7 protein-coding genes are annotated in these 12,634 nt (G+C 40.5%); 6 read left to right on the forward strand and 1 reads right to left on the reverse strand.

What is annotated here, in order from left to right; translation table 11 throughout:
* Nucleotide 1 precedes the first annotated feature (1 nt).
* From IL355_RS10815 to IL355_RS10835, 5 genes are read left to right on the forward strand one after another with little or no spacing between them, the layout of a single operon-like run.
* On the forward strand, nt 2-937 hold the full coding sequence (locus tag IL355_RS10815; protein WP_192462149.1) for an RraA family protein: 936 nt from the start codon (nt 2-4) through the stop codon (nt 935-937).
* 20 nt (nt 938-957) lie between these two features.
* Nucleotides 958-2,241 (forward strand): mandelate racemase/muconate lactonizing enzyme family protein, encoded by a 1,284-nt coding sequence (locus IL355_RS10820; RefSeq protein ID WP_192462150.1) that lies wholly within the window; start codon nt 958-960, stop codon nt 2,239-2,241.
* 43 nt (nt 2,242-2,284) lie between these two features.
* Complete coding sequence (locus tag IL355_RS10825; RefSeq protein WP_317175493.1) at nt 2,285-3,373, forward strand: bile acid:sodium symporter family protein; 1,089 nt, start codon at nt 2,285-2,287, stop codon at nt 3,371-3,373.
* Nucleotides 3,373-5,703 (forward strand): outer membrane protein assembly factor BamB family protein, encoded by a 2,331-nt coding sequence (locus tag IL355_RS10830; protein ID WP_225621201.1) that lies wholly within the window; start codon nt 3,373-3,375, stop codon nt 5,701-5,703. The genes IL355_RS10825 and IL355_RS10830 overlap by 1 nt, the downstream gene beginning before the upstream one ends.
* Nucleotides 5,704-5,752: 49 nt before the next feature.
* Nucleotides 5,753-6,967, forward strand: a complete 1,215-nt coding sequence (locus IL355_RS10835; RefSeq protein ID WP_192462151.1) for a cupin domain-containing protein — start codon at nt 5,753-5,755, stop codon at nt 6,965-6,967.
* 13 nt (nt 6,968-6,980) lie between these two features.
* Here the strand turns inward: IL355_RS10835 and IL355_RS10840 are convergent, their stop codons facing one another.
* Nucleotides 6,981-8,900 (reverse strand): SMP-30/gluconolactonase/LRE family protein, encoded by a 1,920-nt coding sequence (locus IL355_RS10840; protein ID WP_225621202.1) that lies wholly within the window; start codon nt 8,898-8,900, stop codon nt 6,981-6,983.
* 515 nt (nt 8,901-9,415) lie between these two features.
* Here IL355_RS10840 and IL355_RS10845 point away from each other — a divergent pair.
* On the forward strand, nt 9,416-12,631 hold the full coding sequence (locus IL355_RS10845) for a SusC/RagA family TonB-linked outer membrane protein (protein WP_192462153.1): 3,216 nt from the start codon (nt 9,416-9,418) through the stop codon (nt 12,629-12,631).
* The last annotated feature ends 3 nt before the right edge of the window (nt 12,632-12,634 follow it).

The raw sequence follows: 12,634 nt of genomic DNA on the forward strand, positions 1-12,634 counted from the left end.
TATGTTGAAAACAAAATGCACATTGATAATTCTTCTTATTGGCCTTGTTGTGCACACGAACGCTCAACAGATTACCAAAGAAGAACTGATTCTTTTAACCAACGAATGGAAAGGTGAAAGATTTGAGGATGGCAGACCCAAAGTATCTGATGAGATTTTAGACCGAATGAAATCGGTAAGCTTGGAAGAGGCTTGGGCAGTGATGAAAAATGAAGGATATCGATATCAGATAGCCGAAGACTGGAAATTGATCAATCCTGATAGTGTTCTAGTGGGCAGGGCCCTTACCGCTACTTTTATGCCCGGGCGTCCAGACGTATGGAAAGCAATTGATGATAGAGGTAAAGCTCAAGGTAAAAGGGGGCAAAACACTTGGCCGGTCGATTTGCTGGTCAAAAGAGACGTTTACGTGGCAGATCAGTTCGGGGCCGACCGAGATGGTCCGACGATTGGCGACAATGTGGGTAACGCTATTTATGCAAAATCAGGTAATGGTATTGTATATGACGGGGCCCTACGCGATGTTGAGGGGTTAATGGAGATTGGTGGTTTTACTTCTTTTTATACCAGCTATGATGCCTCGCACCACAATCCGCCGGGCGATATCAACACCATGATCGTAGGTATCAACCAACCAACCCGTATAAGAACTGTAACTGTAATGCCCGGAGATGTAGTATTGGGAAAATTGGGCGTGGTTGCCTTTATACCTCCCCATTTGGCGGAGAGGGTTGTGACTACCTCTGAGATTGTTAGGTTGAGAGATATGTTCGGCCATGAAAGAATACGAGAAGGAGTATATACTGCCGGCCAGATAGATACGCGCTGGGCAGATGAAATAGAGAAAGATTTTAGCGAATGGCTCAATGAACACATTGATGAATTGCCCGTTCCTAAAAAGCAAATTCAAGAAATACTGAAGAAAAGAACCTGGTAATTAAAAAAACAAAACTTTAAATGAAAAATTCAAGAAGGTCGTTCATCTCAAAATCATTACTGGCCGGAGCTGGTGTCGGCCTAGCGGCAAATGCAACCTATGGGTCCGAATACTTAACAGCAGTTGACAAAAATCCAAAATTATCGGCCCCATCAGACTTAAAAATTACAGATGTAAAATGTGGTTTTATTCGACGTGGTAGCGGTCTATTCGTAAAAATTCATACTAATCAAGGAATTTATGGTTGTGGTGAGGGAGTAGATGCCGTACCGGGTACTTACCACTTAGTCAAAAGAATGGGCTGGTTTTTAAGAGACCAAAGTCCGTTCAATGTACATAAAATTTTTGAGGATATTCGGCGTGCCGGTCATTTCGGAGGAGGACAATCAGGTACGTACGTCGCTGTTCTTTCTGCCATAGAGACCGCTTTATGGGATTTGGCGGGCAAAGCGTTAGACCTACCTGTTTATAAGCTACTTGGTGGAAAATTTCGTGATAAAGTAAGGGTCTATTGCGACACCGCTTTGTACCGGGTAAAATTTCCTTCGCCAGATGACTTTGCCACTGCGGCCAAAGATGCTATCAAAAACTGGGGGTTCAACGCGCTAAAATTTGATTTGGATTATGCTAGTGACCCCGATAAGTATGATCGTTATAATTGGACAGCCAGTCCTGGCGAAATCGCGCGAATGTATAACCAGCTTGCCGCGGTAAGAGAAGCCGTCGGACCAAAAATTGACCTTTGTGTCGATATGCACGGCCGTTATGACCATGTAACCGCACAAACCATTGCCAAAAAAGTAGAAGATCTTAACTTAACTTGGCTCGAAGAACCGATTCCTGCCGAGAATTTTGATGCTTTTAAAGCCATTGCTGCAGAAACGAGCACTCCCATCTCTGCAGGCGAAAATGTTTATTTAGGCCACGGCTTTAAACAACTGTTAGACAATGGAGTGGACATTGTTATGCCCGACCTACAAAAATGTGGTGGTCTTGGTGAAGGACAACGAATTGCCAACCTTGCCAATTTGTATTATGTACCTTTCTCACCACACATGGTCGCATCTTTCTTAGGGGCAATGGCATGTGCCCATGTATGTGCTTCAGTACCGAATTTCCATTTGATGGAGTGGCAATCATATTTTCATACCGATCCTATGTTCAAAGAAATAGTTACCTATGATGAAGGCGACTGGGTCAAAGACAGTTTCGTAAAAGTGTCTGAGAAACCGGGTATAGGTGTCGATATCAATGAAGAGGCCATGAAAAAATATGCTCCCGAAGGAATTCCATTTTTCGAATAGATAATTTTTTTCAGTGAAATCTTTATATCAAATTTTTCTTTGGGTGGCATTTGTATTGGCCCTCGGTTCAGGCTATTTCTATTTTCAAGATAAATATGAAATTTTTGGTCCATTATTAATATTTTTCTTTTTGGCACTTTCTTTTGGTGTCAGAGGCTATAATAAAGTCAAAGGCTTTTCTTTTGCCTTATTGATATTTGCAGTAGTCTCTTTTGCCATGACCTATCCGAAATTGTTGACTACTTGGGGTGATTTTCAGGTAAAGTCTTTAATAGTACCGTTGCTACAAATCATCATGTTCGGTATGGGTACCTCAATGAGCATCAAAGATTTTGGTGAGGTCATTAAAAGTCCGAAAGCAGTTTTTATTGGGCTCGTCTGCCAATTTACGATTATGCCGATTGTAGGTGCCACCCTAGTTTTTATATTTAAATTTCCGCCAGAGATAGCGGCAGGTGTAATTTTGATAGGTTCCTCCCCTAGTGGTTTGGCTTCTAACGTAATGTGCTATATCGGCAAGGCGAATCTTGCGCTCTCTGTAACCCTTACGACCGTTGCAACTTTATTAGCTCCTTTTGTCACCCCACTTTTAATGAAATTTTTTGGTGGTGAACTTATACCAATCGATTTATGGGGAATGATGTGGAGTATAATCAAAATAACGATTTTACCCATAGCTGCCGGACTCATTTTCAACAAACTTTTTCATGGAAAGACCGAATGGGTAGACAAGGCCATGCCCTTGGTATCTATGGGTGGTATTGCCCTTATTTTAGGAGTTATCACCGCTGCGGGCAGAGATAATCTATTGACCATGGGAGCTGTATTGATCCTAGTAGGTCTCATTCACAACATATCTGGTTACTTCTTGGGCTATTGGGGTTGCAGAATTTTTAGGCTCGAAGAAAAATCAAGTAGAACCATTGCATTTGAAGTTGGTATGCAAAATGCAGGCCTAGCATCTGGCCTGGCCAACGAAATGGGTAAAGTTGCTACTGTAGGTCTGGCACCGGCTGTATTTGGCCCAATGATGAACATTACAGGTTCTATTCTGGCCTCGTATTGGCACAAAAATGCCCCGCTTAAAAATGATAATGTAGGGCCTATCAATGAGCCATCTACACAAAATTGATGAAACTATGCGATTTTATGATGCGTAAACCGACGAAAGACAGACACCTCGCAAAAGGTATTTTAAAACCATTTTCAAGGTTGGTAATCCAAAGATTATTTTTACATGTAGTAACTGCTATAGTATTAGTGGCCTTACTTATTTCTATTGGTTGCGAAAGGGAATCTTCAAATAGGATAGCGCACACCTCTTGGAAACATTATGGTGGTAGCCCTGATCAATCAAAATACTTCGAAACACCAGGTATTACGAAAGAGAATGTTTCAGATTTGGAGGTTTTATGGGTGTACCCGACCGAAGACAACAGGTTTTACTTTTTCAATCCAATTATTGTTGACACAACTATGTATGTGCTTGGCAAGAATAATTCTCTAATTGCTATAAATGCCAAAACGGGCAAAGAATTGTGGATACATACCGATTTGTCGGGCATTACGAGAAGAGGTTTGAACTATTGGGAAAGTAATGACCATACAGATAAGCGATTGCTGTTTACGTTGAACAACTCATTACAGGCCATTGATGCCGTGACAGGTAAAACTATTTCAGATTTTGGAAAGAATGGATATACCGACCTCCGAGAGGGGTTGGATAGAAATCCTGCTTCCATTAAATCGATACAATCTATGATGCCGGGTGTTATTTATGATGACCTTATAATATTGGGGTCAGCACCGGGAGAAAGCTATTTTTCACCTCCAGGTCATGTTAGGGCTTACAACGTAATTACGGGAAAACTAGAGTGGACCTTCCACACAATACCTCACCCTGGGGAATACGGCTATGAAACATGGCCAAAAGATGCCTATAAGTACGTAGGGGGCACCAATGTTTGGAGCGAAATATCTGTTGATGAAGAACGAGGAATTGCCTATCTACCGATCGGTTCGCCCACATATGATTACTATGGTGCAGATCGATTAGGCAGTAATCTTTTTGCCAATTCCCTTGTTGCCATAAATGCCAGGACAGGCGAAAGGATCTGGCACTACCAGACAGTGCATCATGATCTTTGGGACTACGACCTATCTCCTGCCCCGCAACTCTTGACCGTTGAAAAAAACGGAGAAAAAATCGATGCCGTTTCCATAGCTACTAAACACGGCTTTGTTTTCGTTTTCGATAGGGTTACAGGTGATCCTTTGTTTCCTATTGAAGAAAAGGCCTTTCCTAAAAGTGAAATGCCCGGAGAAGAGTCTTGGCCGACACAACCAATCACATCACTACCAAGCTTTACAAGGCATGAGGTAACCCCTGAAAACTTAAATCCGTATTTTTCAGATAGCCTTAGACAAGATTGGTTACAGCGATTAGATTCTGCAAAAACGGGTCTTTATGTCCCTCCCTCGGATAAATATGAGACCATAATGATGCCCGGGGCATTAGGTGGTGCCAATTATGGTAACACGGCCGCCAACCCCCATACGGGAATGATGTATATTATGACGCAAGAATACGCTTCAACCTATCGCTTGAACAAGGTTGAACCGCCTTCTGATGAACTCACACAAAACGACGTAGATAAAGTTACTGCATTGTATAATTCTTCGTGTATTGCTTGTCATGGACCAAAAATGGAAGGTGCCGCAGGGCCTTCGTTGATTAACCTTGGCCATCATATGGCGTATCAAGATTTTAAAAATACCGTCATTAATGGCAAAGGCTTAATGCCAGGACTAGTGCATGTTGATGAAGAAGCTTTAAAGGCGTTATTCAAGTTTCTTGGTGGCAATCCTAACCAACGAAGCTATAGGTTTAACAACCAAGACCAAAACCCAATCGCCGGCCCTGTAGTAGGTTCGGGAGGTGCTAAAATAAAGACAGATTCCTTACGCGGCGCACCTATGGAAGAATATCCTGAAGATGTTCAACACCCTGAAGCAAGATATACTACTGATTACGGATTGGATTGGCCAGGTTTAATAGACCCGCCTTGGTCTTCTATTCTTGCTTATGACCTAAACAACGGAAGCATTAAATGGAGGCGCCCTATAGGCATCGACTCATTATATGCCAAGGGAGATGAGAAATTGGGTGCGCCCAATGGCACGCAAAGAAAAGGTATGGTAATAACCTCAACGGGTATCATATTCGTAACTGCGAAGGGTGGTAAACTCTATGCAATCGATGCCGACAATGGTGAAACGCTTTGGGAAACTACTTTAAGCAACGAATCTAATGCCCAACCGAGTATGTTTTCCATTGATGGAAAGGAATACTTAGTAATAAATGCTTCTTCTTCTTTTAGAAGAGATAGCTACGACCATTCCAAGAAACCCGGCGCACTACCCAAAGGTTATGTTGTGTATGGCATTCCAGACAAAAAATAATATTGAGAACCTCTGCAAGAGGCATTGACCTATTAATAAAAAAGATATTATGAAACCATTTTTGATTTTTCTATTAAGCGTTTTTGGCTCTTTTTGTTTCGCTCAAAACCTGTCAAATAGAGTAAGCCATAACGACCCTGCTACTTACAGAGAACTATCAAACGTACATGCTGGTGCCGGTAAAATGGGTTTTACCCAACTTATAGGCCGTAATGAGCTAGGTACTAACTTTTTATATCTACACACAGGTGTAATTCAACCTAAATCCGGCATAGGCCATCATTTTCACCACAGCATTGAAGAGATGTACGTAATTTTAGAAGGAGAGGCCGAGTATACCATAAATGGTAGAACTTCAAGAATAAAGGCGCCAGCTTTGGTACCTTGTAAGTTGGGAGACTCTCACGGTATTTACAATGCATCGAATAAACCTTTAAAATGGATCAATTTTGCCGTTAGTAATGTAAAGGCAAAAGGAGATGCATTTGATCTCGCCGATGACCTAAAAGACACGCAATTAGATGAGGTTCCTGTTTTTGTTTCAGCTAGGTTGGAAAACGAAAAACTACAATCTGCAAAATCACTTTATATTGGCCAGGGCATTACATTTCGTCGAATTTTTCAAGCTGAAGTATTTAAAACCAACTGGAATCATGTCGATCATGTTTCTATTGCAAAAAGATCAATGTCAAAGCCTAGGCAACTTAGCGGTGTTGAAGAAGTATACTACGTGATAAAAGGCTCTGGAGAGGTTTCTGTGAACGGAAAAAGTACCGCCATTAAACAAGACGATTCATTTTATGGATTGATGGGGGAAACTATTTCATGGAAGAGTACAGACAATGAAAGTCTTGAACTTTTGGTTATAGGCATAACTCCATCCAAAGAAAAGGATTTTGAAATTACTGGTACCCCATCCACTCCAAAGGCTATGGCTTTACAAATGGATTTTGTCGTTGAAAAAGAAAATGCCAGAAAATTTGAAGAAATGTACCATTCCATCTATGTACCTGCAATGCTGGTTCAAGATGGTTATCTGAGTTCGAAACTTCTAAGACTTTTTCCGGAAGAAGTTGCACGTGGGATTGAAGCAGAACCAACCGCTTTCAACTACCAAATTCAGATATCGTTCGACACAGAAGAAAATCGTCGTAAATGGGTCGCCAGCGCCCAACATCAAATTGCATGGCCAGCCGCTTCTTCTCTTGCCAAAGAATTTAAATGGCGTGGCTATGATGTAATGGGAGATGACGACCAGAGATAATTTCTTCGGGATTTTATAGATAATTGATATATCCTTCCATATTGGTACGTATTTTGAAAACCTTGTCATAGCTTACTATATAAAGCGTTTTCATATCCTTATCACCAAAACACAGACTTACAGGAAAAGAAGGTAAGTTGATCATACCCACAAAAGAGCCCTTGGCATCAAAAATTTGAACACCGTAATAGGTAGCGACATATATATTGCCGTTCTTGTCTATTGCCATACCATCGGCACTCGAAGATTTACCTTTTCTTTCTAGTACATTATCGGTCAACAAAAGTTCGGCAAATTTTCGACCGTTAGAAATGGTGCCGTCTTCATAGACATCGTAAGCCCAAATAAAGTTCTCTTTGTCGCTGTCGACTGGGTACCAAGATTCATCATCATAACAATTATTGATGTATAAGGTTTTGCCATCGGGCGAAAGTAAAATACCGTTCGGCATCGCAAACTCGTTCGGTGAAGTAATTCTGCTAATTACACCCTTATTAGAGACATAATATACTGCCCTACCCGGTTGAAATTTCTCAGCTTCCATCGTAAATTGCGGATCGGTGAAGTAGATTCCACCTTTTGAATCGGTAATAATATCATTAGGACCATCGATTGGTTTACCATTATAACTATCTACTATGACCCTTACTATTTCGCCAGTGGTAGTCATCTCGAGAACACGGTGACCGATCATATCGCATACCAATAAGTTACCGTTTTTATAGGGGTACAATCCGTTAGTTTGCATTTTGCCCTGTGAAATATTTCTCAAGGACCCATCGCCACTCATTTCTACAATCGAACTTTTTTTAGGGTCGGCATTCCAATTTTCATCAAAATACATATTAGAGAAATAAACTTTACCGTTCAGCCATTTCGGGCCTTCGCTAAAGGTTAAATGAGGTTCAGCTTCAGATCCGTCTATAAGTAGTTCTAGTTTGGCATTTTTAGGAATAATCTGCAAAAACCTTTTCGATGCATCTTCTTGCTTTTTTACATAATCTTCCCTTATTGGAACAAAAACATCCATCATGTCGGCACCTACTTCTCCAGCTTTTGATGAATGAACCATATTACCAGCGACGTAAATTGCATCGTTTGTCTTTAGAGCATGCTCTTCACCTACAACCATTTGTTCAAGACTTCCACGCTGCACAAAGGTCAATTGTTCTTCAGGATGAATATGTGCTCTGGCTGTGGTATTCGGTTGTAATGAGACAAAACTAAGTTGCATGTTACCGGCCGATACAATACGTGAAAAGGCACCCTCGCTTATTTTACTCAGCTGTATATCGTACAGATCATAGATCTTGTTAGGCACGATAGAGGGCTCTAAGTATGCGTCTTTAGTTTTAGTTGATTTTACGCTGCTAGAAATACCCAGTTTTTCGAGATAATCTAATCTTACTGGGTTGTACACCTCAACCAGTTGAGCCCCTAATTCACCGGCCCTTATTTCACTTACACTATTTCTTTTTTGAAAAATAAAGTCGGTTCTTGGGGTACCACTATGTGTTCCGTCTGCTTCTTCTCGCTCAATGGCTACCAATTTTTTGGTTTTATTTCCGTCCGATAATTCTATCGTACCTTCCACCATTATAAGAAATCTACTTTCTGGTAGTTCTTCTCTAGCAATAATCGAATTAGGCTCTAAAGTCAAAATATTCACCAAAGCCCCATTACCCCAAAAAAAATTTGCATTTACACCCGGGTATAACTCTAAGGTTTTCATGCTATCAAAACTTATTTTTTTACCCGCTTCCGAACTAGCCTTAACCTTATTTTTCGTATCACGTAGCTCTTTTGGTTCAAGATTGTACTTTGCTATAAGTTTGTCATTTTCTTCCTTCCATTTTGGTACAGTTAAGGTATTGCAACCCATTAACAAAAAAATAGCGATTAGAAGCTGTAAACTCACAGAATGATTATTCATATGTCTAGACATGTATAATTCATATTAATTATCGAATAAATACTTTGAAAAGTCTTAAATAGGCAAACAGATATAATGTCTTAAGTAATTTTTAACTGAGACCTATTTGAATGCGAAGTCAAGAATAATGAATAATATTTTTTTTAGCCCTAAAAATTATCATTTTCCTTGAAATTTAATAGCTTTTTTTTCAACATCTAGGAAAACGATAAGTATTGCAAAAAATATAATTGGTTTCTTTCTTAATTCTTCCACTACTTTGTTAGCAGTGAAAATATTCAAATCAGGACATCATTTTTCAAAATTAAGTGTAAAAAAAACACTAATTTATAGTGTCATATCGGTTTTGATGTTTTCGTAATAATTCTCAACTCTTTTGAATGACACCACAATCCAGTCTCTTTTGAGATTTGGCGTCTTTCGAAAAAACTAAAACTATTTAATAACTAAATTAAACTACTATGAAGAACTATTGCTTATTGTGGTGTGTTGTATTCCTGACATACTCTGACGCAATGGCCGGCAGCTTAGCCGAAATTGATTCAACTCCGCACAACAATCGCATCACAAACTATGAAAATGATTTTCAAACCTCTGTTTCCGGTCAGATTAAAGATGAATTTGGCGAGCCTTTTCTGGGGGTAACGATTATTGAAAAGGGCACCAACAACGGTACCACCACTGATTTCGATGGTAATTACACAATCAATGTATCTGGCCCGAACAGCGTACTCGTATTCTCATTTATCGGTTATAAAAAACATGAAGTAACCGTGGGCCAACAGTCAACTATCAATGTTAGCCTTGAGACAGATGTAACTTCGTTGAACGAAGTTGTGGTGACCGGTCTAGGTATCAGAAAAGATTCAAAAAAATTAGGTTATGCCGTGACATCGGTTCAGACAGAAGAACTTACAAAAACAAGAACCGTGAACCCGATGGAGTCATTAGAAGGTAAGGTTGCCGGTCTAAATATATCACCGCCTTCATCCGGTGCTGGAGGTAGTATGCAAATACGATTACGTGGGCAGGCCGCTTTTGCAGGTGCAAGTAATTCACCATTATTCGTAATTAACGGCCTTCCTATCGATCAAGGCGCAAGAGGAGCTGATGGGCGTGGAAATTCAAGGGATTTAGGGGATAACCTACAGAACTTAAACCCAGATGATATCGAAAGTATGACCGTACTGAAAGGGGCCACCGCTGCAGCTATTTATGGTGCAAGAGCTGCAAACGGGGCCGTTATCATCACTACGAAATCAGGTAAGTTCGACCAAGGTATAGGTCTCGAGTTTACTTCTAGCTATACCTCTTCACAAGCATTGGATTTTTTGGATGAAATACAACAAACAATGTACGGGCAAGGTACAGGAGGTGTTCGGCCACAAACTCAAGGTGAGGCGCAAAGTACCGGTCAATTTGGTTTTGGGGAAAGACTGGATGGAGCACCTACCGTAAATTTTGATGGTGTAAACAGACCTTATTCGGCGTATCCTTCAAAGCTTCACGATTTTCTAAGAACCGGAACAAATATTACTAATACAATCGGTTTTTCGGGGGGTAATGAAAATGGGAGCTTTAGAGCATCTTTTGCCAATACCGATGCGAAAGGCATTCAACCATCAAATGAATATAGAAAGAGAATCTTTAATGTTGGCATCAACTACAACGTTACCGAAAAGCTGAACATGCTTTTGAACGTGAATTATACCAACGAAGAAAATATCAATCCGCCCGAAATCGGTACCCAAGGCCCGGGTGCAACCAACTTCTTTAATAGAATGACGGTATCTGTCCCGATTGAAGCCTTCCAACAAAGTGCAATCGATCCTATTACGGGAGCAGAATTACGTACGAATGGGTTTTTAGGCACGATTAATAATCCTTACTATCAATTACAAAAGAATCAATTCTTTAACGATAATAGAAAAAGACTTTTAGGAACGGCAACGCTTAGATATGATATATTGGATTGGCTTTATTTGCAAGGGCGTTATAACTATGACTATGCCACCAATTTAATGGAATGGAACGAGTTGAACGGCGCAGGAGCCACTACTACTTTAGAAGGTGATACCGGTTTTTACAGAGGTCGTTATGATATTCAACAAAATCAATCAACAGACATTAATGCAGATTTCTTATTAGGTGCCAGTAAAGAGTTCGGCAAACTTTCTATTGATGCCAGTTTTGGTGGTAATACCTGGCGTTCTCAATTTCAAAGAAACGCTCAATACTCCAGATTGTTCGTAGTTCCCGACCTTTATTCAATCAAGAACGGAACTAACTTTGAAACAGATGAAGCAGGTTTTCAACCCTATGTTTTTAGCCGATTCAGAATCAATTCATTATACGGTCTGGCCGAATTCGGCTACAATGATCTTGTATATGTGAATTTTACCGGAAGACAAGATTGGTTTTCTGTATTGAACCCTGAAAACAACGGTGTTTTTTATCCTTCAGTTTCAGGTAGTTTGATATTTTCTGAATTCTTAAAAGATTCCAACTGGCTCAACTACGGAAAAGTAAGGGCGTCTTGGGCAGAAGTTGGTAGTGCCAATGGTGTAGGTACATTTGAAGGTATACTTAACTATACCATCAACCCTCCCTTTAATGGGCAGACAACTGCGGGCGTATCGGGCACATTCGCCCCTAACCCCTTCTTAAGGCCTTTTACCGTGACCGAAAAAGAGATAGGCTTAGAGATGAGATTACTTGACAACCGTTTGCGTTTCGATATCGCAGCATTTGATAAGGTTACCACCGATCAAATATTAGACGTGACCCTTTCAAACGCTTCAGGGTACGATAATTCTAAACAGAATCTGGCATCCTTGAAGAACAGTGGTCTAGAAACGCTCATCGAAGGTACTCCAATACAAACTAACGACTTTCGCTGGACGACCTCTTGGAACAACGCCTATCTATCGACCGAGGTGTTGGATGTAGGAAACGATAGCGGAACCATCTTATTGATTTATTTTAATGGTACGGGCAATGAATTCCTAGGAGAGCTACGATATACCGAAGGTATGGCCATGAACCAATTATACACCCGAACTTTTAGAAGAAACGAAAGCGGTCAAGTATTGGTAAGCGATGACGGTCGAATTCTCGCCACCAATGGCGAAACCCCGGGAGCGGAGGATACCAATGGGTTTTTGCCTGTTGGTAGTTCAATACCAAAACATGTAGGTGGCTGGAACAACGATTTTGAATACAAAAATTTTAGGTTCGGCTTCTTGGTCGATTATAAGTTCGGTGGAACCGTTCTATCCTCCACTCATTTGAATATGTTGCGTCAAGGTCATTCGATTATGTCGTTGGAAGGTCGTAGAGATGGTGAAAACGGAATTATAGTACCCAACAGTGTGTACGAAAGTAACGGTCAGCCAAACACCACTGCGGTCACCAACCTGCAATCATTCTATGCCGACTATCGCAACCTTCAAATTGGAGATCCTTTTACATACAAATCTGACTTTGTAAAATTAAGAAGCATATCGTTAGCCTATGATTTTACCGATTTTATCAGAAAATCATCAGACCTTCAATTTCTAAAAGGTCTAACCTTAGCGGCCTCATGTCGTAATGTGGCCATTCTATATAAAGACCTACCGGGTCTTGACCCAGAGGCAATCCAGTCTTCTGGCGATTTTAGGGCAGGATATGAAAATTCGGCATTACCGACGACCCGAAACTTTAATTTCAGCCTAAATGTTAAATTTTAGAAC

This window comes from Euzebyella saccharophila (assembly GCF_014855495.1).
GTDB lineage: Bacteria > Bacteroidota > Bacteroidia > Flavobacteriales > Flavobacteriaceae > Euzebyella > Euzebyella saccharophila.

Bases quoted from the DNA above. Each gene is read 5' to 3' on its own strand.
- IL355_RS10835 (WP_192462151.1), top strand. From the start codon at position 5,753: ATGAAACCATTTTTGATTTTTCTATTAAGCGTTTTTGGCTCTTTTTGT.
- IL355_RS10840 (WP_225621202.1), bottom strand. From the start codon at position 8,900: ATGAATAATCATTCTGTGAGTTTACAGCTTCTAATCGCTATTTTTTTG.
- IL355_RS10815 (WP_192462149.1), top strand. From the start codon at position 2: ATGTTGAAAACAAAATGCACATTGATAATTCTTCTTATTGGCCTTGTT.
- IL355_RS10820 (WP_192462150.1), top strand. From the start codon at position 958: ATGAAAAATTCAAGAAGGTCGTTCATCTCAAAATCATTACTGGCCGGA.
- IL355_RS10830 (WP_225621201.1), top strand. From the start codon at position 3,373: ATGAAACTATGCGATTTTATGATGCGTAAACCGACGAAAGACAGACAC.
- IL355_RS10845 (WP_192462153.1), top strand. From the start codon at position 9,416: ATGGCCGGCAGCTTAGCCGAAATTGATTCAACTCCGCACAACAATCGC.